Origin of the sequence: Porphyrobacter sp. LM 6 (genome assembly GCF_001720465.1) — a bacterium.
Lineage (GTDB): Bacteria > Pseudomonadota > Alphaproteobacteria > Sphingomonadales > Sphingomonadaceae > Erythrobacter.
Map to the genome: position 1 here is coordinate 1,865,243 of NZ_CP017113.1, position 22,483 is coordinate 1,887,725.

The following is a 22,483-nucleotide window of genomic DNA, read 5'->3' on the forward strand; positions in this document are numbered from 1 at the left end:
GGTCTAGACGGGGTCTAACAGGGGTCTGGCGCGACCGGGCGACCCGGTCGCTCCCGATTTTTTGTGTCCGCATCGCTTCAGGCGGAAAACCGGTTCCCACTTTTCCGCGCGATGCTTCAGCGATCACCTTCCGGCGGATAAACGCCGGTCGCAGCGAAGTGCACCATTTCCGCTACGTTGGTAGCATGGTCGCCGATGCGTTCGATGTTGCGGGCCACGAACAGCAGCTGCGCCGCGCTCGAAATGGTCGAAGGATTTTCAACCATGTAGCTGACGAGATTGCGGAAGATGCTGTTGTAGAAGCCATCGACCTTGGCGTCGGTGGCAATCACTTCGCGCGCCAGATCAGGGTCGCGTGCGGCGTAGGCGGTGAGCACGTCGTGAACCATCTCGCCCGCCAACTCGCCCATCGTCGGCAGCAGTGTCAGCGGTTCGAAGCGCGCACGGCCTTCGATCATCCCGACCCGTTTGGCGATGTTCTTCGAATAATCGCCGATCCGCTCGAGCACGCCGGCGATCTTCAGCGCGGCGATCACTTCGCGAAGATCGTCCGCCATCGGCGCACGCAACGCGATGATCCGCACAGCGAGCTTGTCGACCTCTGTCTCCAGCGCATCGATGCGTTTGTCCCGCGCGACCACCTGCTCGGCCAGAGCTTCGTCGCCGCGCACCAGTGCATCGAGCGATTCCGAAATCGCGACTTCTGCGAGGCCGCCCATCTCTGCGATCAGGCCGCGCAGCCGGGTGATGTCCTCATCGAATGCCTTGACGGTATGTTCAGCCATCAGCCGTACCTTCCGGTGATGTAATCCTTGGTGCGTTCCTCGATCGGATTGGTGAAGATCTCGGACGTCGGGCCATATTCCACCATCTTGCCGAGGTGGAAAAAGGCGGTGCGCTGGCTGACGCGGGCGGCCTGCTGCATCGAGTGGGTGACGATCACGATGGCGTAACGCCCCGAAAGCTCATCGATCAACTCCTCGATCTTGGCGGTCGCGATCGGATCGAGCGCGCTTGCCGGTTCATCCATGAGGATCACCTCAGGGTCAACCGCGATGGCGCGGGCAATGCACAAGCGTTGCTGCTGGCCGCCCGAAAGCGCCGTGCCCGAATCCTCGAGCCGGTCCTTGACCTCGTCCCACAGCCCCGCGCGGGTCAGCGAGCGTTCGACGATCACATCGAGATCGGCCTTTTTCTCGGCAAAACCGTGAATGCGCGGGCCATAGGCGATGTTTTCGTAGATCGACTTGGGGAAGGGATTGGGCTTCTGGAACACCATGCCCACGCGCGCGCGCAGCTGCACGACGTCCATCCGGTCGGAATGGATGTCTTCGCCATCAAGCTCGATCAGGCCGGTCACCTTGGCGGTGCCGATCGTGTCGTTCATGCGGTTGAAGCAGCGCAGGAAGGTCGACTTGCCGCAGCCCGAAGGGCCGATGAAGGCCGTAACGTAATTGGGCGAGATGTCGATCGACACATCGTCGATCGCCTTCTTGTCGCCGTAGAAGACCGAGACGTCGCGCGCGCGAATCTTCGCGGTTTCGTCCTGCATATTGGGATGGATGACAGTCACCAGCGTTTCTCGAACTTGTTGCGGAGGTAGATGGCAAGGCCGTTCATGGCGAGCAGGAACACCAGCAGCACGATAATAGCCGCGCTGGTGCGTTCCACAAAGCCGCGATCGATTTCGTCCGACCACAGGAAAATCTGCATCGGGAGCACGGTGGCCGGCGAAGTAAAGCCGTCGGGCGGGGTGGCGACGAAGGCGCGCATCCCGATCAGCAGCAGCGGCGCGGTTTCACCCAGCGCGCGCGCCATCCCGATGATCGTGCCGGTCAGCATCCCCGGCATGGCGAGCGGCAGCACGTGGTGGAACACCACCTGCACCGGCGAGGCACCGATGGCGAGCGCCCCGTCGCGGATCGAAGGCGGCACCGCCTTGATCGCATTGCGGCCCGAAATCACGATCACCGGCATGGTCATCAGAGCGAGCGTCATGCCCCCGATCAGCGGAGCGGATCGCAGGTCGGGGAAGATCGCGAGGAACACCGCAAGGCCTAGCAGACCGAAGATGATCGAAGGCACCGCGGCCAAATTGCTGATCGAAACCTCGATCAGATCGGTCCAGCGGTTCCGCGGGGCATATTCCTCAAGGTAAAGCGCCGAGAGCACGCCGATGGGGAAGGCCAGAACCAGCGTGACCAGCATGGTCAGCATCGAGCCCTTGAGCGCCCCCCAGATGCCCACGGCCTGCGGGTTGGTGGCATCTGATCGGGTAAGGAAGCCCCAGTCCCAGTTGCGATTGAGCTTGCCCTCGCTCGAAAGCCGGTTGGCGAGCGCGATCAGCGCCGGATCGTCTACGCCCTCGAGCGCAGCGGCCAGATCGGATGAGGCAGGCAGATCGAAGGTTGCGCTGTGCGAAATCAGCGCGGGATCGCTGGCGAGGGCGGCAGCAACATCGCGCCAGCCTTCGTCCGATACCTGCGCGGCGGCTTCGGCGCCCAACTGCTGTTCGGCCGCGAAGGCGACAATTTCGGGCAGGCCCTGCATTTCGAGTTTCTGCGCCGCACCCGGAGCGGTGAGCGAGACAGCATCGCCGCTGAGCCCGCTCTCGCGGAAATCGATGGTCACCGCCAGCTCGGCGCGCTGGAAGCCGCCGATGCCGTTGATCAGCATATTGCCGAGCAAGAAGACGAGCACCGCCACGGAGAAGGCGACGGCACTGAGGCCCAGCAGGCGGAAATTGCGCTCGCCGCGGTAACGCTTGGCGAGCCGCGCCTCGAATTCGGGCGTGCGGGTCGGGCGCACCTGCTGCGCGGCGGGAGGGGTTGCGGCGCTCATTCGTAGGCCTCGCGGAAACGCTTGACGACGCGCAGGGCGATGAAGTTCAGCGCCAGCGTCACCATGAACAGCACGAAGCCGAGCGCGAAGGCGCTCAGCGTGGCGGGGTGATCGGTGCTCTGCTCGCCGGTCAGCAGCTTGACGATCTGCACCGTGACGGTCGACATCGGCTCAAGCGGATTGATCGTGAGATTGGCGGCGGGCGAGGCGGCCATCACCACGATCATGGTCTCGCCGATCGCACGGCTGACCGCGAGCATGATCCCTGCGACAATGCCGGGCAGGGCGGCGGGGAACAGCACGCGGCGGATGGTTTCGGACTTGGTCGCGCCCATCGCCAGGCTGCCGTCACGCATTGCGCCGGGAACGGCGGCCATGGAATCGTCGGCCATCGAGGAGACGAAGGGGATGATCATCACGCCCATCACCACGCCCGCAGCGAGCGCGCTTTCGGTGGTGGCGCTGGTGATGCCCACCGCGACGGCCGCATCACGTATCATCGGGGCCAGGGTCAGCGCGGCGAAATAGCCGTAGACCACGGTCGGCACGCCCGCGAGGATTTCGAGCAGCGGCTTGATCCAGGTGCGCACGCGCGGATCGGCATATTGGGTGAGGTAGATCGCGCTCATCAGGCCGAGCGGAATCGCGACAATCATCGCGATGATCGCACCGATGAACAGCGTGCCCCAGAACAGCGGCACCGCGCCGTAGCGCGACGGGTCGGTCGCCTCGGGGCTGACCATCGTGTCCGGCCCCCAGACCGTGCCGAACAGGAAATCGACCGGCGAGACGATGCCGAAGAAGCGGACGGTTTCGAACACCAGGCTCACGAAGATGCCCAGCGTCGTCAGGATCGCCACCATCGAGGCGGCGAGCAGGATCGTCATCACCGTGCGTTCGACTCGGGTGCGGGCGTGGAAATCGGGACGCAGGCGCAGGAAAGCGAGACCGCCGCCAACCAGCGCGACCAGAACCGTCACTGCGATGCCGATGATATTGTAGCGGGTGATGGCGTCCCGGAACGGGCCGACCAGCCCCTCGGCATCGCTGTTGAACACGCCCGTCGCCTGTCCGAGCGCCACCGCGCGCGCTTCATTGAGGAAGGCATCGCGCTCGAACCCGAAGGCGGGCAGGTTGGCAGCGGCAGGCGAGGACAGCACCGATTGCATCACCAGTTGCGGCGCGATCACCGTCCACAGCAGCACGAAGGCAAGAACGGGGATCACCGCCCACAGCGCGACATACCAGGCATGATAGACCGGGCGCGCAACCGGGCGCGGGGCATCCGCGGTCGACTGGAAGCTCCAGGCTTTGGCGCGACCGGCGAGCCAGCCCGCAAGGCCGAGACCCATCGCAATCAAAATCAGCGTGATCGGCGACATGACGTAGACCTGTTGTTCCTGCAGGGAGTGTTTAGCCCCGGATGACCTGGATCAGCCCCTGCGCCCCGGCCCCTATGCCATGCAGGGCGCATGTTGAAGAAATAAGACACTATTGTGACAGCTATTGTGTTTCCTGCTTGCGGCCAGTTTCCCCGTCGATCTGCCCGGCGGCGCTTTTGACCTCGCTCTCGCGTTCCGCAAGCGGAATCCGCACCGTCACGCGCGTGCCTTTGCCCAACTCGCTGGCAATGTCGAGCCGTCCGCGATGGCGTTCCACGATATGCTTGACGATTGCGAGGCCGAGGCCGGTGCCGCCAGAGGCACGGCTGCGGCCGGGATCGGTGCGGTAGAAGCGCCGGGTGAGGTGCGGAAGGTGCTCCTGCGCGATGCCTTCGCCCTGATCGGACACGGCAATCCGCGCCATATCAGCCTGCGCCAGATCAAGCGTCACCGTGACCGGCGTATCGGCAGCGCCATATTTGAGCGCGTTATCGACCAGGTTGCGCACCACCTGTTCGAGCTGCTGGGCATCGCCCGTCACATGGGGGCGCTCGGCGAGCTGGAGATCGAGCCGTTCGGTCCGCTCCGGCCCCGCCGCATCGCGCGCAGCACGCTCGACCAGATTGCCCAGATCGATCACTTCGGTTGGCAGATCGTGCTTTTCCGCCTCGACCCGCGACAGGCTCATCAGGTCGCTCACCAGCGCGTGCAGCCGCTGCGCCTCGCGTTCGATGATGCCGAGGAACTTGCGCGCAGTCGGCGTGTCGAGCGTGCCGTCGCCTTCGTTGAGCGTTTCGACATAGCCGAGGATCGCCGCCAGCGGGGTGCGCAGTTCGTGGCTGGCATTGGCGACGAAATCGGTATGCGCGCGGCTGATATCGGCCTCGGCGGTCTGATTGATGAATTCGAGCATCGCCAGCCGCTCGTCGATCATCTGGCGGTTGATCTGCCAGATATCGCCGCGCCGCACGAGGCCGCGCACGATCGCCTCGGTCTGGCCGTCGTCGTTGAGCAGGGCAATCGCCTCGGGCTGGCGCAGCGCGACACGCGCATCCTGGCCGACAACGTGCGGCCCCAGCATCCGCCGCGCGGCGGCATTGGCAATCGCGATGGCGCCGCGCTCTGTAATCAGCAGCGGCATGGTCGAATTTTCGACCAGATCACGAATCGAATCGAGCGAAACCGGCGGCTTGATACGGGACTTGGGCGGTTCGGGCGGCCGACCCGAGGCGACCAGCAGCGAGCCGATCCACACCACCACCACGGCAAGCGCGATGACAGCATCAACGCCCAGCGCGAGCATCGCCAAAAAGGTCACCACCGCAAGCGAGATGCCGGCGATCGGGATGTTCTGGCCGTTGCCCATGGGCGAGGCCTTTACAGCCTGTTCGGCAGGGTGGGAAGCGGGCCGAGCGGCTGCTTCACGGGTTTCAGCCAAGAAAAAAGGCGGCAAGGCCGAAGCCTGCCGCCTTTTTCGTTCGCCACCGTGAAGTGGTGACCCCTACGGGAATCGAACCCGTGTTTCAGCCGTGAAAGGGCCGCGTCCTAACCGCTAGACGAAGGGGCCGTCGCGATTGCGAGAGCGCGCAACTAGGGGCGTGAATCGCATCGGTCAAGCCCCGTTTGCGCGGGCTGCGGCAAAAATCGCCTGCCCCCGCGTCAATCGGCGAAAGCGGCATCCTCAAGCTGCAATTCGGCGGCAGGACGGCTGCCCCAATCGTCGAGCTTGACCCGCCCGGCGAGGTGGAAGCGGCGGCCGTTGCTGCGATGGAGCAGGGTCTGCGCCATCTCGCTCTCGGCGGCGCGGAAGGCGATCGCCTTGAAGCTCTTTCCGTCATTGCCGCTGGCGATCAGCCGCAGGTGATCCTTGCCGACGATATCGGCCTTGATGATCCGCACCGGGCCGACGGCGACGCGCGGGGCGGGCCAGCCGACCCCGTAAGGCCCAGCGGCCTCCAGTGTTTCGACCAGATCGGGGGTCAGCCCGCCAGGTGCCAGCGCGAGATCGAGCAGCATCGCCGCCCCGGCGCGCGCGCGGTCAACATCGCGGGCGAGGCGTTCATCAAGGAAGCCGGCGAAGTCGGCCAGCCGCGCCGGTTCGATCGTCAGACCCGCCGCCATCGCGTGTCCGCCGCCTGCCACCAGCAGTCCGGCTTCGCGCGCGGCGATGATGGCCGCGCCGAGATCGACCCCGCTGATCGAGCGGCCGGAGCCCTTGCCCTGCGCTTCGTCGAGGGCGATCACCACTGCGGGCTTGCCGGTCTTCTCCTTGATCCGGCCCGCGACGATCCCGATCACGCCTGGGTGCCATCCGTGGCCCGAAAGCACCTGCACGGCCATGTTGTGCTGCCCGGCAAGCTGCGCCTCGGCGGCTTCCTGCACGGCGGCTTCGATGGCGCGGCGTTCCTCGTTCAGCTGCGAAAGCTGCGCGGCAATCGCGCGCGCTTCTTCAGGGTCGGTGGTGGTGAGCAGGCGTACGCCGAGCGTCGATTCGCCGATCCGCCCGCCCGCATTGATGCGGGGCCCGAGCGCAAAGCCGAGATCGCTCGCCTGCGGGGCGCGGTTGAGCCGCGAGGCATCCATCAGCGCGGCCATGCCGATTCGCTCACGCCGGGCGAGGATCTTGAGCCCCTGCGCCACGAAAGCGCGGTTCAATCCGTGCAGCGCGGCGACATCGGCCACGGTGCCGAGCGCGACAAGATCGAGCAGCCCCATCAGATCGGGCTCGGGCCGACCCGCAAACCAGCCTCTTGCCCGCAATGTCCGCACCAGCGCGATGCCGAGTAGGAAGGCGACGCCCACCGCCGCAAGGTGTCCATGCGCGGCACCCAGATCGCTTTCATCGAGGCGGTTGGGATTGACCAGTGCGCGGGCCGGGGGAAGTTCGGGCGAGCATTTGTGGTGATCGACCACGATCACATCGACGCCAACGTCGCGCGCCATGCCCAGCGCCTCGTGCGCCATCGCGCCGCAATCGACGGTGACGATCAGCTGCGATCCGCTCTCCGCCAGCTTCACCAGCGCCTCGCCGCTCGGGCCATAGCCTTCGAGCAGGCGGTCGGGGATGTAATAGCCCGCATCATTGCCGAGCTGGCGCAGCAGCTCCACCAGCAGCGCGGCACTGGTCGCGCCGTCGACGTCATAGTCGCCGTAGACTGTCACCCGCTCGCCGTTCGTTACGCTGTCCGCGAGGCGTTCGGCGGCGGCATCCATGTCACGGAACACCGACGGATCGGGCAGGAAGGCGCGCAGGGTGGGACGGGCGTGGCGTTCGAGATCGTCCTCGGCCACGCCGCGGGTCAGCAGCAGTTGATCGAGGATCGTTCGGTCAAGCCCGCGCGGATCACCCGCCTGTTCCTCGCCCAGCTCCATATTGCCGCCACGCCAGCGCCACGCCTTGCCCGACAGCGAGGTGGTGACACCAAGCACGGGCGCAAATGTCAGCGGGGTCATTGCGGGGGAGGGCATGGCGGGGTTCTAGCGCAAAGCGCGGTGCACGGACAGGCGGGCGCGATTGACAATCGACAGGCGCGGGCGGAAGCGTCGCGCCATGTCGTCCGCACCGTCTGCCCCGCTCCTGTTGATCATCTGGCACAGCCGAACCGGCGCGAGCGAGGCGATGGCGCGCGCCGCAGCCCAGGGGGCGGGAAGCGCTGTGCTGATGATCGCGGCAGAGGATGTCGTGCCCGAGATGCTGCTCGCCGCGGGCGGGTATCTGTTCTGCTGCCCCGAGAACCTCGGCAGCATGAGCGGCCAGATGAAAGAGATGTTCGACCGCACCTATTACCCCGTGCTCGGTCAGGTGGAAGGGCGTCCCTATGCGACGCTCATCGCCGCCGGTTCGGACGGGGAGGGTGCCCAGCGCCAGATTGACCGGATCGTCACCGGGTGGCGCCTGCGCCGTGTGACCGAGCCGCTGATCGCCAATTTCGGCGCCCAGACCCCCGAGGCGATCGCTGCGCCCAAGCAGGTTGCCCCGGACATTCTGGCCCAGTGTGAAGCGCTGGGCGCAGGGCTGGCGGAAGGATTGCGGCTCGGGGTTTTCTAGGGTTTGTTTCGTAACGCCACGCGATAACCCATTGGGGACTCGACGATAGGCTGCAAACACGCCAATGTTCCGACTGCGCGTTTGGCGCATTCGGGCGCGATATGAGGGGGGCCTGGACAATTTCACTGACTCAGCGCGCCGATGCCTCTGAGCTGCATGTGCTGTTTGCTTCGGGCAAGCGGCCAGATCGTGACGCGATTGCCGCGTTTGCGATGCGCCAGCGCACGGTCATGCTTAGTCATGAGGGGTTGCCGGAAGGCGCAGTGCAGCCCTCGGTGCATGATGGCGCGCAGCCGCAATGGGTCGAGGTGCTGCGCGAAGGCCTGACCTTCGATATCGGCGGGCTTTCCCCGGGGCCGCCCACCACCTTCCCGGTCATCGAGCACCGGTTTGATCTGACGGATCTGCCCGATGCCGCGGGATTTGAGGCGATTGCGGTCGGGCCTGGCCCGCACCTTGCTTCGGGCCGGCGCTCGCTGCCCGTTGTGCGCGGGACCTTGGCGCTCGCCTGCGAGCTGGTGCGCCAGTTCCCCCACCTTGCGGCCGTGTGCTGGGGGCCGTCGCGCAGCGCGATCGGGCGACGCTATTTCGAATCGGTGGTGAGCGCGTGGATCGATGGCGGACCGTTCCCCGCGCTCGGTCTGACAGCCTTTGCCGCCGGGCCGGATGGCGCGCTGGGAAGCATCGGCCTCGACTTCTGGATCGGACAGGAGCTGGCAATCGAACCCGCGCTGTGCGCCGACAGGGTTGCGGCCACCCGGCTCGGGGTGAGGCTCGTCAACCAGTTGGTTCTGGCGGGCGGCCTGTCGGGCGATGAACGGATCGTCGCGCCGGATGGCACGCGCCTGATGCTGCGCCCCTCCGGCGATGGCTCGACGATCCAGGTGCGGCGGGACTAGCCGGCATCGCGGGACCGCAGGGATTGCCGGACTGTCATCGCTTTCGGCTCGGTCAACCAGCCGGGGACTGCCGGTTATCAGGCCGGATTGCAGCGGCACCACCTGCTCCCCCGCCAACTACTGTCACGCCACTGCTTCGGCCCCTTGTTCGATTCGCTCGGGCGCGGGCGGGTGGGCTTCGATGACTTTCGCGCGAACGGGCTGCTGCTGCCCGCCAACGAGCAGACCACGATCAGCACCGGACTGCCGCTCCATCGCGGACCGCACCGGCGCTACAACGAGGTGGTGATCGCCCGCGTCGGCCGGATCGAGGAGAGTTGGGCCGTCGCTCGCGCCCGCGCGCCCGAGGATTCACTGGCCGAAGCCCTGATGCGCCTCGAACTGCTGCAGAGCGCGCTTCGGCGCCAATTGCTGGCCGAGCGCCGGCGGGTGCTGCTCAATCGCAACGACCCGCTCGGCAACGGTTTCGACTTCACCGAGCTCGACGCGATGGCCGAAGCCCTGTGGGCGGCTGAGTAACGCTTACTCCGCCGCTTCGGCAAGTGCGGCCCACGAGGAATAGCCGGTATTGGCGGCAAGGCGCGCCTTGGCTTCGTGATATTCGCGCTCGAACCGGGCGACGAGGTCTTCAACCGTGCCGACTTCCTTGATCGTGCCGATACCCTGGCCCGAACCCCAGATATCCTTCCACGCCTTGGCCTTGGTGTTGCCGCCGCTGCCGAAGTTCATCTTGCTGGGATCGCTTTCGGGCAGATTGTCCGGGTCCATCCCCGCCGCTTCGATCGAGGAGCGCAGGTAGTTGCCGTGCACGCCGGTGAACAGGTTGGTGTAGACGATCCCTTCGGACGATCCTTCGACGATCCCCTGCTTGTAACCATCGGCGGCGTTGGCTTCCTTGGTCGCGATGAAGGCGCTGCCAGCATAGGCGAAGTCTGCGCGCAGGGCCTGCGCTGCAAGGATCGTCGCCCCGTGCCCGACCGAGCCCGAGAGCGCGACAAGCCCGTCGAACCATTCGCGGATTTCCTGCATCAGCGCGAAGGGCGAGAGCGCGCCGGCATGGCCACCCGCGCCAGCGGCGACCGGGATCAGGCCCGTCGCGCCCTTTTCGATCGCCTTATGGGCGAAGCGGTTGTTGATCACGTCGTGCATAGTCACGCCGCCCCAGTTGCGCACGGCGGTGTAGATATCCTCGCGTGCGCCCAGCGAGGTGATGATCATCGGCACCTGCCACTTCTCGCAGGTCGCCATGTCGGCATCGACGCGGTCGTTGGTCTTGTGGACGATCTGGTTGACCGCAAAGGGCGCCGCCGGACGATCGGGATGGGCGCGGTTGTGCGCGGCCAGTTCCTCGGTGATCTGGTGGAGCCACTCGTCCAGCTGAGACTGCGGACGCGCGTTCAATGCCGGGAAGCTGCCGATGATCCCCGCCTTGCACTGTGCGATCACCAGCTCCGGGCCGGAGACGATGAACAGCGGCGAGCCGATCAGTGGCAGGCGCAGACGATCGAACGGGGCGGGAAGCGGCATGGGTTTCTCCTCAAAACTGTATTCTTAACCCGCGTCTCTAGCGCCGGTTCCGGATGTGCCAAGCGTGATTTTGCGAGTGCCGCAGCGTCAGCCGAGCAGGTGCTCGATCCGGTAGAAGCGCGCCGCCGTTCCGGCATAGAGCGCGGCTTTCTCGTCCGCGCTGGCCCCTGCTGTGATCCGCTTGAAGGCGTTCCACAGCACCGGATAGGTCGCGCCCCAGCGGTCGACCGGATAATTGCTCTCGAACATCGCGCGGCTCGGCCCGAAGGCTTCGATGCAGGTTTCGATATAGGGCCGCCACAGCCGCGCGAGTTCCTCCGAACCGACACCCGCCGCAGGGCCTTCCTCCGGCATGGCGCAATTGTGCATCGCCAGCCCGCCGAGTTTGACGACCACATTCTCGCACTTGCCCAGTTCGAGGATCGCCGCGCGCCAGATCGGGAAGCGTTCTGCAAGCTTTCCGGTATAGCTCGCGCTGCCGAGCGGGGTGCCGCAGTGATCGAGACAGATCGGCGTATCGGGGAAGGCCCGCGCCAGATCGATCACGTCGCCGATTTGCGGTTCGAGAATCCAGGCATCGAAGCTCATCCCGCGCTTGCCGAGTTCGGCAAAGCCTTCGCGGAAGGTGGTGTCGCGGTAGAGGCCGGGCGGGGCATGGAACGGCGGGCCGAGCACATCGGGATCAGCATCCCACGCGCCCTGATGGCGGATCCCCTTGAAGCGATCCGGCGCTGCGGCGAGCAGGCGGTCCAGCACCGCGCCCGCGCCGCTGCCGAGCATCAGGTTGGCATGGCCGACGATCCCGGCACAGGCACGAAAGCGCCCGTAAAGCCCGCTCGCCGATTGCGCCGCGACGCCGTTCACATATTCCACCTCGCCCACCGGCTTCATCGCATCGCCATAGGCCCCATTGTAGAAGGCGCCGCACTCCATGAAGACCGTGGCGATGATGTTATGCCCGCTGGTCACATCCTGGTGCAGGTGATCGAAGGTGAAATAGGCCGCCGGAACCAGCGCCTCGATGAAACGGTGCCGCGGTTCGGGAAACATCGGGATCAAGGGGCGCAGGTCCCACAGGTGGTGATGCGGATCGATGATCGGCAGATCGGGTTCGATAATGGCTTCGGTCATGCGGCTCTCCCTTGGCCTTGTTCTAGGCAGGCCAGCGGCGGGCCGCCAAGCGCAAAAGCGTCAGCCTACGGCCCGGCGATAGAGGTGCCAGGTCGCATGGCCGAGCACGGGCAGGGCGACAAACAGGCCGAGAAACCCCGGCAGCATCGCTGCAAACAGCAGCACCGCAATAATCGCCGCCCAACCGATCATTACCACCGGATTGCGCCGCACCACCTTGATGCTGGTGATGATCGCGGTGAGGAAATCGACCTTGCGTTCAACCAGCAGGGGTAGGCTGATCACCGTCATGGCATAGAAGGCAAAGGCCATTACGGCTCCGAATGCGCTGCCGACTGCCAGCATAATCAGTCCGGTGGGCGAAAGGAGCGCGGCCAGCGATTCCCCACCCATTCCGCTTTCGGCCATGAAGATCGCGAAGATCGCGTGGGCGACAATCATCCAGAACGAGAAGGCGACAAACACGATCACCCCCATCGACAGGATCTGGTCGTCCCCATGCCCTTTGAGCGCCCCGAGGACTGCGCGCCATGATACGGCTTCGCCTGCCTCGTGCCGCCGGCTTGCTTCGTAGAGTCCGACTGCAACGAAGGGCGCCACGAGCGGGAAACCGGCCATGGTAGGGATCAGCCATGTGGGCTCGCCGCCGGTAATCGCGGCCCAGCCGACCAGCAGGCCCGCCACCACGTAAACGCCGCCGAAAAACATTCCGAACTGCGGGAGGGCAAGAAAGTCGCGCCAACCCGCCGCAAGCGCGCCGCGAAGATCGCCGAAATTCAACTCAGCCGATACCTGCTGTGCAGCCAGCGGCGGAGCAGCGCCACCTTGGTCGAGCACGTTCATGCGCGCGCATCCTCCCTCGTCGCAACGGTGGGCAGATTGCGCGCATCTCGGGCTTCATGCAAGCAAGTGGCGTGGGGCCCTGTTGCTTACCGGGCTACGGCGACATTGGCTGCAGACAGCACCGCGCGCACGGAGGCGGTGGCGATGTCTTCGTCGATTCCGCAGCCCCAGACTGTCGCGCCATCGGGCGAGCGGCATTCGAGATAGGCCGCCGCACGCGCATCGGTGCCTGCGCCGAGCGCGTGTTCGGTGTAATCGACCACCTCGAGCTCGACCCCGAAGGCTTCGCGCAGGGTGCCCATCACGCTCGAGATAAGGCCGTTGCCGCGCCCCGAGACGCTCTGTTCAACCCCGTCCACTGCGATGGTGCCGGCGAAGATGCGCGTGCCATCGGACGCGCGGCTTTCCTCGTAGCGCACCAGCTGGAAGTGCTTGGGATGGGTCTTGACGTGGTAGGCCTTGCGGAAGGCATCCCAGATGTCGGCGGCGTTGAGTTCGCGCCCAAGCTCGTCCGCCATGCGCTGGACGTGCCTGGAGAAATCGGCCTGCATCTTCTTGGGCAGCTTGAGGCCCTGGTCCTTTTCCAGCACCCAGGCAAAGCCGCCCTTGCCGGACTGCGAATTGACGCGGATCACCGCTTCGTAATCGCGGCCCAGATCGGCCGGATCGATCGGCAGATAGGGAACGCGCCACTGCTCGTCATTCTGCGTTTCGCGGGCTTCGAAGCCCTTCTTGATCGCGTCTTGATGGCTACCCGAAAAGGCGGTGTAGACCAACTCGCCGCCATAGGGGTGGCGCTGGTGGACGGGCAGATCGTTGCAATAGGTCACGGTCTCGATCACCCGGTCGATATCGGAGAAATCGAGCTCCGGATCGACCCCTTGCGTGTAGAGGTTGAGCGCCATGGTCACGAGGCAGCAATTGCCGGTGCGCTCGCCATTGCCGAACAGGCAGCCTTCAACCCGGTCTGCGCCAGCCATGAGCCCGAGCTCCGCCGCCGCAACGCCCGTGCCACGGTCATTATGCGTGTGCAGAGACAGGATCGCGCTTTCGCGATTGGGCAGGTGGCGGCCGAAATATTCGATCTGGTCGGCGTAGATATTGGGCGTGGCCGCCTCGACCGTCGCGGGCAGGTTGAGGATGATCGGATGATCGGGGGTGGGGGCAAGCACCTCCATCACCGCCGCGCAGACCTCGATGCTGAAGTCCAGCTCGGCGGTCGAGAAGGTTTCGGGGCTGTACTGGAAATGCCAGTCGGTGCCCGGATAGCGCGCGGCTTCATCACGCATCACCTTGGCCCCCGCGACAGCGATGGCCTTGACCTCGTCCTTGCTCATCCGGAACACGATGTCGCGCCAAGCGGGGCTGACCGCGTTGTAGAGGTGGACGATGGCGCGGTGCGCGCCTTCGAGGCTCGCAAAGCTGGTTCGGATCAGGTCCTCGCGGCTTTGCGTGAGCACCTGCACGGTCACATCTTCGGGGATCGCGCCCGAGTGGACGAGGCCGGAGATGAAATCGAACTCGGTAGCGCCCGCGCTGGGAAAGCCGATCTCGATTTCCTTGAGGCCGATTTCGACCAGCAGATCAAAGAAGCGGCGCTTCTTCACCGCGTCCATCGGATCGATGATCGACTGGTTGCCGTCGCGCAGGTCAGTCGAAAGCCAGCGCGGGGCCTTTTCGATCAGACGGCTGGGCCATTGCCGGTCGGGCAGGTTGATCTGGCCGAACGGGCGGTACTTGACGGAAGGATCCTTGAGCATGGGCATGGAGTGAGGCTTTTCGCGCTAGAAACTTGAACAAAGGCTGCGGCGGGTATCCCTTGGGAGCGGTGCCGCGCTGTCTCGTGCGCGCGGCAGCCTACGCCCAAGGGCGCATAAGTCGAAGCAGCAGGAGTCCGTTCTGCGTCATGGGCCGCAGTCTTTGCCGATTATCCTCGGCGGTGCAAGCGGGGATTGCCCGCGCTTCTATCCGCAACGCGCGTCGCGGATGATGTTCTGGGCATCGAGCATCAGCGAAAGGCGCGGATTGGTGGGATCGGGGTTCACGTTGCCCGTACTGCCATAGGCGACGAAGCGGAGATTGTCGGTGCGGCCGAGCACCTTGGCGATTTCAGCGCGGGTGGGTTGATCGGCGAGCTTGCCGATAAACGGTCCCATCAGCGGTGCGCCGCAAGTGCTGGCGGCGGGATCGGTGAGGGTGCCGCGGGCAAAGGGGCCGGGCGCAGCGCCGGGCAGCGGCTCGGCAATTTGCGGCGTTGCGGTGGCCGCAGGGTTCGGCGTTGGTGCCGTCTTGTCGGCACCGATCCGCTCGGCAAAGCTGTCGGCATCATTGTCGGGCGCTTTGGTCTCGCTGCCGCAAGCGGTAAGCGCGAGCAGGGCCGTTGCGATTGGCAGAACGGTGATGGTGCGAAGCAGGCTAGTCATGGGGCATTGTTCCGGAACCGGTGATGCAGCGTCTCAAGCGCGCCTTGCGTTACCCTATTATGACATCCCCGTTTGACCTAACGCTTTGCTGCTTGAGGGCGGTCAACGACGGCGCAAACGGTCAGGCGTCAGCTGGTCAATCCGCGTCACGCCCATCAACCGCATGCCCCGCTCGATCTCGTCCTTGAGGATGCCCAGCGCGCGCTCGACCCCGTCCTGACCGGCGGCTGCCAGCGCGTAGAGGTAGAGCCGTCCGCCCGACGCTGCCGTCGCCCCGCTACACAGCGCCTTCAGCACATGGGTGCCGCGCCGCACACCGCCATCGCAGATGATCTCGATCTGCCCGCCGACCGCATCGACAATCTCGGGCAGCTGGTCGAAAGGCGCGCGGCTGCCATCCAGTTGCCGCCCGCCGTGGTTGGAGATCATGATCGCATCGGCGCCGATCTCCACCGCCCGCCGCGCGTCGCCCGCGCTCATCACGCCCTTCAAGACGAATTTGCCGCCCCAATCCTGCCGGATGCGCGCGGCGGTGTCCCAGTCCATCGCGGTGTCGAGCATGGTGTTGAAATATTCGGCGATGCTCACCGCCTTGCCGGTGCCTTCGCTGACATGGGTATCGAGGTTGGGCAGGCGGAACTTCTCGCGCAGCACGTAATCGAGTGTCCAGCGCGGTCGCGTGGCGTAGCTCCAGAGGCTCGCCGGGGTGAAGCGCGGCGGGGTGGTGAAACCCGATCGCAGGCAGCGCTCGCGCTTGCCCGAAACGATGGTGTCGACTGTCAGCGCGAGCGCATCGAACTTCGCTGCCTGACAGCGCTCGATCATGCTCGCGTTCAGCCCCTTGTCCTTGTGGACATAGAGCTGGAACAGCTTGGGGCCGGTGGTGAGCGCTGCGATCTCCTCGATGCTGCGGGTCGCGAGGCTCGATATGCCGAACCACAGCCCGAACTTCTCCGCTGCCTTCGCCACGGCGGTCTCGCCCTGCCAGTGAAAGGCGCGCTGGACGGCGGTGGGAGAAAGCATCAGCGGCAGCGCCGACTGGCGCCCGAGGATGGTGCAGGAGGTGTCGATCGTCTCGACCCCGGCGAGTACATCCGGCACGAGGTCAACCGCAGCATAGGCGGCGGTGTTGCGGGCCTTGGTCAGCTCATCATCAGCCGCCCCGTCGATATAATCGAACACGGGAAAGGGCAGACGCGCCTTCGCCAGCGCGCGGAAATCATCGATGTTGTGGCAATCGGACAGGCGCATCACTGTACTGGCCTGCCCGATTGCCGGAAGAGTGTCGAGAGGGGGATTACTGCTTTTCGAAAGCGGCGCTGATCGTCAGCGTGACGTCCTTGCCGACAAACGGCACGCCGTAATTGATCCCCCACTGGGTGCGGTCGATCACGGCACGGGCGTGGAAACCGACAGTCGCCTTCTTGTTGTAGGGGTTGGTGCCAGCGCCAACGAACTCGGCGGCGAGGGTTACCGGTGCGGACTTGCCGTTGATGGTGAGCATGCCCGAGACATTGGCGGTGGTTTGCCCGGTGCGGGTCACGCTGGTGGAGGTGAAGGTCGTCATGCCGGGTTCTGCACCGAAGAAATCGGGCGCACCGCCATCCTTGCCGGGGCGCAGCAGGTGGCTCTTGAGCGCGGTACTGGCGACGGTCACATCGGCGATGGGGATCGCGATATCGAACTTGCTGGCATTAATGTTGGCCGGGTCGAGCGTCATCGTGCCCGAGATGTTGCCGAACAGGCCAATGTAATCGTTGAAGCCAAAGTGGCTCACCTGCCAGTCGACCAGCGTGTGCAGCGGATCGAGCGTATAGGTTCCGGCGGCAACGCGTGCGGGGTCTTGCGCGCCGGGCGCTTGCGGTGCGCCTTGCGCTTCAAGTGTCGGGGCAAGGGCGATAGTGCCGGTCATGAGAGCGGCAGCGGCAGCAAGAGCAAGGCGCTTCATCGGGAATTGATCTCCTGTGGGTTCAGGCGTTCAATCCCCGATGAAGGGCAATGGTTCCGGTGATGACCGGATCAGTTCTTGGCCTTGTCGACCAGCTTGTTTGCGGCAATCCACGGCATCATAGCGCGCAGCTTTTCGCCGGTCTGTTCGATCGGGTGCGCCGCAGCCTGCTTGCGGGCGGCCTTCAGTTCGGGCTGACCGGCGCGGTTATCGAGCACGAAGTTCTTCACGAAGCGGCCCGACTGGATGTCGGCCAGCACGCGCTTCATTTCGGCCTTGGTCTCGGCGGTGATGATCCGCGGACCGGTGGTGATGTCGCCATATTCCGCGGTATTGGAGATCGAATAGCGCATGTTGGCGATGCCGCCTTCATAGAGCAGGTCGACGATCAGCTTGGTTTCGTGGAGGCATTCGAAATAGGCCATTTCGGGCGCGTAGCCGGCCTCGACCAGCGTTTCGAACCCGGCCTGGATGAGGTGGGTGATCCCGCCGCAAAGCACCGCCTGCTCGCCGAACAGATCGGTCTCGCATTCCTCGCGGAAGTTGGTCTCGATGATCCCCGAACGCCCGCCGCCAACGGCAGAGGCGTAGGCGAGCGCGACATCATGCGCCGCGCCGGTCGCATCCTGATGGATCGCGATCAGGCACGGCACGCCGCCGCCCTTCACATATTCGGAGCGGACGGTGTGGCCCGGGCCCTTGGGGGCGATCATGATGACGTCGATATCCGATGGCGCTTCGATCAGGCCGAAGTGGATGTTGAGCCCGTGCGCGAAGGCGAGCGCGGCGCCCGGCTTCATGTGGCCCTTGAGATCATTCTCCCAGATCGCGGCCTGATGCTCGTCTGGCGCGAGGATCATGATGACGTCGGCCCACTGCGCCGCCGCCGTGTTGGAGAGCACCTTGAACCCGGCGGCTTCGGCTTTCTTCGCTGTGGCCGAGCCTTCGCGAAGGGCGATGGCGACTTCGGCCACGCCGGAATCGCGCAGGTTCTGGGCATGGGCGTGGCCCTGCGAGCCATAGCCGACAATGGCGATCTTCTTCGGCTTGATCAGGTTCAGATCGGCGTCAGCGTCGTAATAAACTTTCATCGGTGTTCTCTCTTATGGATTGTATTCGTTCAATTTGGTTAGGCGCCATGCGCCCCGCGCATCATGCCGACAATCCCGGTGCGGCCGACTTCGACCAGCCCCAGCTCGCGCATCAGCGCGATGAAGCTGTCGACCTTGTCGGGCGGGCCGGTGATCTCGAAGATGAAGCTTTCGGTGGTGGTATCCACGGGTCGCGCGCGGAAGATATCGGCGAGGCGCAGCGCCTCGACCCGCTTCTCGCCCGTGCCTGTAACCTTGATCAGCGCCAGCTCGCGCTCGACATGCGGGCCGGCGGTGGTGAGATCGGTGACCTTGTGCACCGGCACCAGACGCTCGAGCTGCGCCTCGATCTGGTCGATCACCGAGGGCGGCCCCTTGGTGACGATAGTAATGCGGCTGACCGCGTGGTCTTCGGTAATGTCGGCCACGGTCAGGCTGTCGATGTTGTAACCGCGCGCGGTGAACAGGCCAGTGATCTTGGCGAGGATCCCTGGCTCGTTGTCGACGGTGACGGCGAGCACGTGGCGCTCGGATGCGGCTTCGGCGATCTTCATTGGCATTGTGTTTGTCCTAGACCAGCGCCTTGGCTTCATCGTCCATCGTGCCGTCGACCACGTCGCCATAAAGCAGCATGTCGGTGTGCGCGGCACCGCTCGGGATCATCGGGAGGCAGTTGGCATCCTGTGCGACGAGGCAATCGACGATCACCGGGCCCGGATGATCAAGCATCCGCATGATCCCGTCGTCGAGATCCTTTTCCTCGTGGATGCGGATACCCTTCCAGCCATAGGCCTCGGCGAGCTTCACGAAATCGGGCAGACTGTCCGAATAGGAGTTCGAATAGCGGCTCTCGTAGGTAAGTTCCTGCCACTGGCGGACCATGCCCATATATTCGTTGTTGAGGATGAACACCTTGACCGGCAGGCGATACTGGCTCGCGGTGCCGAGTTCCTGGATGTTCATCTGGATCGAGGCTTCGCCCGCGATATCGATCACCAGCGCATCAGGATGGCCAAGCTGCGCGCCGATGGCCGCCGGAAGGCCATAGCCCATCGTGCCGAGCCCGCCCGAGGTGAGCCACTTGTTCGGTTCCTGAAACCCGAAATACTGCGCCGCCCACATCTGGTGCTGGCCGACTTCGGTGGTGATGATGGGGCTACGCTTGTGGGTGAGGGCATAAAGCCGCTCGACCGCCTTCTGCGGCATGATCATGTTCGGGTTCTTGGCCGAGCGTTCGGGATAGGCGAGGCATTCGCGCGCACGCCATCCGGCGATCCGCGCCTTCCATTCGCCAAGGATACGCGCCTGCCGCGAACCCCATGCCTCGATCATCTGCGATAGCACCGTCCCGCAATCGCCGACGATGCCGAGATCGACGGGCACGGTCTTGTTGATCGAGGAGCGATCGATATCGATGTGGATCTTCTTCGAATTCGGCGAAAAGGCGTCGAGCCTTCCGGTCACCCGGTCATCGAAACGTGCGCCGATGCAGACCATCACGTCGGCCTGGTTCATCGCCATGTTGGCTTCGTAAGTGCCGTGCATCCCCAGCATCCCGAGCCAATCGGGGTGCGTCGAGGGGAATGCGCCGAGGCCCATCAGGGTCGAGGTGACCGGCGCGCCGGTGATATCCTGGAACTGGCGCAGCAGGCGGCTTGCCTCGGGGCCGGAATTGATCACCCCGCCGCCGGTGTAGAAGATCGGGCGTTCGGCCTTGGCGATCATTTCGACCGCTTCGATGATCTGCTCGGCCGGAGCGACCATCTGCGGCGCGTAGCGATGCGATCCGGCGCGAACCAGGGTGCGACGCTCGGACGGAACGGCGATCTGCACGTTCTTGGGAATGTCGATCACGACCGGGCCGGGCCGGCCGGTGGTGGCAATGCGGAAGGCTTCGCGAATGGTCGCGGCAAGATCGGCCGGATCCTTCACGAGGTAATTGTGCTTGGTGCAGTGCCGCGTAATGCCGATGGTGTCGGCTTCCTGGAACGCGTCGGTGCCGATCAGGGCGGTGGGCACCTGACCGGTGATGACCACCAGCGGGATCGAATCCATCCAGGCATCGGCAATGCCGGTAATGGCATTGGTCGCGCCGGGGCCGGAGGTGACGAGCACAACGCCCGGCTTGCCGGTGGCGCGGGCGTAGCCTTCGGCAGCGTGGGCCGCGCCCGCTTCGTGACGGACGAGAATGTGGCGGATGCGTTCATCGCCGAACAGTTCGTCATAGATCGGCAGCACTGCGCCGCCGGGATAGCCGAACACGAACTCGACGCCCTGCTCGATCAGGCAGTCCACGAGGATCGCCGCACCGCTGCGGGCGGGGGCTTGGTCCGATGCGGTTGCGCTTCGGTCAGGGCTCGGCTTGCCGGGCACAGGAAACTCCATTCTTCTCGCGTCTTGGCGTGGCCCGTGCGCGGGCGGCGGGACGATAACAATAAAACCGGCCCGATGCAGGGTTAAGTGCATCGGACCGCGTGACAGGGCCGCTAGAGGTTATAATCTGATAGGTCAAGCCCTAATTGCGTAATAAAGATGCAAAACAAGCATCAATATCGACATTTTCAGACTCGCTTCGGACGGCAACGCGCGGCCACTCCTCGGGTGGCTGGCGCCGGAACCAGGTGAACTGGCGCTTGGCATAGTTACGGGTCGCCTGCTGGCCCGCGGCGATCATCGCCTCGCGGGTCGTTTCGCCGCGCAGGAAGGTGGCTATTTCCGGCACCCCGATCGCGCGCATCACCGGCAGGTCGGGGTCAAGTTCCCGCGCCAGCAATTCGGCGACCTCGGCGATGGCACCGGCGGCGAGCATCGCCTCGAACCGTGCATCGCAGCGGGCATAGAGCCATGCGCGGTCGGGATTGAGGATCAGCGGATGAAGGTCGATCTCGTCACCGATCCCGCCCGCCTTGGCGAGCTGCCAGTCGGCCAGCGTCACGCCGGTCGATCGTTTCACTTCCAGCGCGCGGGCAATCCGCTGGCGGTCCCCCGGATCGAGTTCGGCGGCGCGGAGCGGATCTTCGACCTTGAGCAGCTTGTATGCGCCATCGTCGGGCAGCGCGCGCACCATCGCGCGCACATCGGGATCGATCGGCGGGATCGGCGCGATGCCTTCGAGCAGGACCTTGAGATAAAGCCCCGTGCCGCCGACGAGGATCGGCACCGCGCCATCGGCGTGGCAGGCCGCGATCTCGTCTTTCGCGTGGGCGGCCCAACTGGCGGCCGAACAGGCCTCGGCCCCGTCCCACGCGCCGAACAGGCGGTGTTCGATATCGCCCATCTCTTCGGCTGAGGGGCGGGCCGACAAAATGTTCAGATCGGCATAGACCTGCGCGCTATCGGCATTGATGATCACGCCGCGACGCCCATCTTGGGCGAGGCGCTGGGCGAGGCGAAGCGCAACCGCGCTCTTGCCGCTGGCGGTCGGCCCTGCGATGAGCGCGACCGGAACTGATGGAGACGACTGAATGCTCATTGCGCGGCTGATAGCAGACCCCGACGCGGCGCATAATGCCTGTGATGCAGTTGCTCACGACATCGCGTCGATGGGCGCCGCCTTGCGTGATTTGAACCTGCGGTCCTTCGCGGGTTTCCAGCAGTTCGAGGCCGAAGGGGATGACATTGCGGCCTTCGCGCGCGCGCTCGATAGCCATTTCCCCGATGCCGATATGCTGGTTGCGCGCGGGCCGATTGCGGTGCCGGGGCTGTTCGTTTCGGACATGGATTCGACCATGATCGGGCAGGAATGCATCGACGAGCTGGCCGATTACGCCGGATTGAAGGCGCAGATTGCCGACATCACCGAACGCGCGATGCAGGGTGAGCTGGATTTCGAGGCGGCGCTGCGCGAACGGGTAGGGTTGCTGGCGGGGCTCGATGAAAGCGCAATCGCCGATTGTCTCGCCGAACGCATTGCCCCGACGCCGGGTGCAGCAACGCTGGTGGCGACGCTCGCCGCGCTCGGCACGCGCACTGTGCTGGTCACTGGCGGGTTCCACCACTTCGCCGATCCTGTCGCCGAAGGACTGGGCTTTCACCGCGTGGTCGGCAACCGGCTCGCGGTGGAAGGCGGCAAGCTAACCGGCGGCCTGATCGGCCCGATCACCGATAGCGCGGTCAAGGCTGCGGTGCTGCGCGAGGAGGAAGCCAAGCTGGGCGAGGGGGCGCACAGCCTCGCCACCGGCGACGGGGCGAACGACATTCCGATGATCGAAGCGGCGACCTATGGCTTTGCCTATCGCGCCAAGCCCAAGGCGCGGGCAGCAGCTAATGGGCGGATCGATCAGGGCGATCTGACGGGGGTTCTGACCTTGCTCGGCATTCCGCGCGAGGAATGGCGCGAGGTTTGATCGC

The 22,483-nt window shown here is 65.1% G+C and carries 21 protein-coding genes and 1 tRNA gene; 4 read left to right on the forward strand and 18 right to left on the reverse strand.

The window, feature by feature from the left end:
• Positions 1-116 precede the first annotated feature (116 nt).
• The 7 genes from phoU to recJ form a co-directional block, all read right to left on the reverse strand.
• Complete coding sequence (gene phoU, locus BG023_RS08895) at positions 117-785, reverse strand: phosphate signaling complex protein PhoU (RefSeq protein WP_190315746.1); 669 nt, start codon at positions 783-785, stop codon at positions 117-119.
• Entirely contained in the window at positions 785-1,552 is a 768-nt protein-coding gene (pstB, locus tag BG023_RS08900; RefSeq protein ID WP_069311237.1) for a phosphate ABC transporter ATP-binding protein PstB, read from the reverse strand. The genes phoU and pstB overlap by 1 nt, the downstream gene beginning before the upstream one ends.
• 17 nt (positions 1,553-1,569) lie before the next feature.
• Positions 1,570-2,841: a phosphate ABC transporter permease PstA gene (gene pstA, locus BG023_RS08905; RefSeq protein WP_069310124.1), complete on the reverse strand. Its 1,272-nt coding sequence runs from the start codon at positions 2,839-2,841 to the stop codon at positions 1,570-1,572.
• Positions 2,838-4,223 (reverse strand): phosphate ABC transporter permease subunit PstC, encoded by a 1,386-nt coding sequence (gene pstC / locus BG023_RS08910; protein WP_069310125.1) that lies wholly within the window; start codon positions 4,221-4,223, stop codon positions 2,838-2,840. Before pstC ends, pstA begins: the two co-directional genes overlap by 4 nt.
• 121 nt (positions 4,224-4,344) lie before the next feature.
• Positions 4,345-5,661 (reverse strand): sensor histidine kinase, encoded by a 1,317-nt coding sequence (locus BG023_RS08915; RefSeq protein ID WP_069310126.1) that lies wholly within the window; start codon positions 5,659-5,661, stop codon positions 4,345-4,347.
• A gap of 54 nt (positions 5,662-5,715) precedes the next feature.
• A tRNA-Glu gene (locus BG023_RS08920) sits at positions 5,716-5,790 on the reverse strand.
• Between the two features lie 92 nt (positions 5,791-5,882).
• On the reverse strand, positions 5,883-7,676 hold the full coding sequence (gene recJ, locus BG023_RS08925; protein WP_069310127.1) for a single-stranded-DNA-specific exonuclease RecJ: 1,794 nt from the start codon (positions 7,674-7,676) through the stop codon (positions 5,883-5,885).
• Between the two features lie 97 nt (positions 7,677-7,773).
• On the opposite strand from recJ, the gene BG023_RS08930 reads away from it, so the two are divergent.
• From BG023_RS08930 to BG023_RS08940, 3 genes are all read left to right on the forward strand, one after another.
• Positions 7,774-8,271, forward strand: a complete 498-nt coding sequence (locus BG023_RS08930; protein WP_069310128.1) for a flavodoxin family protein — start codon at positions 7,774-7,776, stop codon at positions 8,269-8,271.
• Between the two features lie 158 nt (positions 8,272-8,429).
• Complete coding sequence (locus BG023_RS08935; RefSeq protein WP_069310129.1) at positions 8,430-9,170, forward strand: hypothetical protein; 741 nt, start codon at positions 8,430-8,432, stop codon at positions 9,168-9,170.
• Between the two features lie 36 nt (positions 9,171-9,206).
• The gene (locus BG023_RS08940; protein WP_083234633.1) at positions 9,207-9,689 is read left to right on the forward strand and encodes an AHH domain-containing protein; all 483 of its coding nucleotides are present in this window, start codon (positions 9,207-9,209) and stop codon (positions 9,687-9,689) included.
• A 3-nt stretch (positions 9,690-9,692) separates the two neighbouring features.
• On the opposite strand, the gene BG023_RS08945 is transcribed toward BG023_RS08940, so the two are convergent.
• The 11 genes from BG023_RS08945 to miaA form a co-directional block, all read right to left on the reverse strand.
• A complete protein-coding gene (locus tag BG023_RS08945; protein WP_069310130.1) occupies positions 9,693-10,697 on the reverse strand; it encodes an NAD(P)H-dependent flavin oxidoreductase in 1,005 nt (334 codons plus the stop codon).
• 87 nt (positions 10,698-10,784) lie between these two features.
• The gene (locus BG023_RS08950; RefSeq protein ID WP_069310131.1) at positions 10,785-11,828 is read right to left on the reverse strand and encodes an amidohydrolase family protein; all 1,044 of its coding nucleotides are present in this window, start codon (positions 11,826-11,828) and stop codon (positions 10,785-10,787) included.
• A gap of 60 nt (positions 11,829-11,888) precedes the next feature.
• Positions 11,889-12,671 (reverse strand): DUF2189 domain-containing protein, encoded by a 783-nt coding sequence (locus tag BG023_RS08955; RefSeq protein WP_069310132.1) that lies wholly within the window; start codon positions 12,669-12,671, stop codon positions 11,889-11,891.
• Positions 12,672-12,757: 86 nt separating this feature from the next.
• Positions 12,758-14,437 carry a 2-isopropylmalate synthase gene (gene leuA / locus BG023_RS08960; protein WP_069310133.1) on the reverse strand — a complete coding sequence of 560 codons (1,680 nt, stop codon included), beginning with the start codon at positions 14,435-14,437 and terminating at the stop codon, positions 12,758-12,760.
• Between the two features lie 198 nt (positions 14,438-14,635).
• Positions 14,636-15,094, reverse strand: a complete 459-nt coding sequence (locus BG023_RS08965) for a hypothetical protein (protein ID WP_069310134.1) — start codon at positions 15,092-15,094, stop codon at positions 14,636-14,638.
• 102 nt (positions 15,095-15,196) lie between these two features.
• A complete protein-coding gene (locus tag BG023_RS08970) occupies positions 15,197-16,345 on the reverse strand; it encodes an alpha-hydroxy acid oxidase (protein ID WP_069310135.1) in 1,149 nt (382 codons plus the stop codon).
• A gap of 46 nt (positions 16,346-16,391) precedes the next feature.
• On the reverse strand, positions 16,392-17,042 hold the full coding sequence (locus BG023_RS08975; RefSeq protein ID WP_069310136.1) for a YceI family protein: 651 nt from the start codon (positions 17,040-17,042) through the stop codon (positions 16,392-16,394).
• Positions 17,043-17,113: 71 nt separating this feature from the next.
• Positions 17,114-18,133 carry a ketol-acid reductoisomerase gene (gene ilvC, locus BG023_RS08980; protein WP_069310137.1) on the reverse strand — a complete coding sequence of 340 codons (1,020 nt, stop codon included), beginning with the start codon at positions 18,131-18,133 and terminating at the stop codon, positions 17,114-17,116.
• A gap of 38 nt (positions 18,134-18,171) precedes the next feature.
• Complete coding sequence (gene ilvN, locus BG023_RS08985; RefSeq protein ID WP_069310138.1) at positions 18,172-18,687, reverse strand: acetolactate synthase small subunit; 516 nt, start codon at positions 18,685-18,687, stop codon at positions 18,172-18,174.
• Between the two features lie 16 nt (positions 18,688-18,703).
• Positions 18,704-20,518 (reverse strand): biosynthetic-type acetolactate synthase large subunit, encoded by a 1,815-nt coding sequence (gene ilvB, locus BG023_RS08990; protein ID WP_233992971.1) that lies wholly within the window; start codon positions 20,516-20,518, stop codon positions 18,704-18,706.
• 130 nt (positions 20,519-20,648) lie between these two features.
• Complete coding sequence (gene miaA, locus BG023_RS08995; RefSeq protein ID WP_069310139.1) at positions 20,649-21,605, reverse strand: tRNA (adenosine(37)-N6)-dimethylallyltransferase MiaA; 957 nt, start codon at positions 21,603-21,605, stop codon at positions 20,649-20,651.
• Between miaA and serB the strand changes: the two genes are divergently transcribed.
• Entirely contained in the window at positions 21,598-22,479 is an 882-nt protein-coding gene (gene serB / locus BG023_RS09000) for a phosphoserine phosphatase SerB (RefSeq protein ID WP_069310140.1), read from the forward strand. The genes miaA and serB overlap by 8 nt on opposite strands.
• The last annotated feature ends 4 nt before the right edge of the window (positions 22,480-22,483 follow it).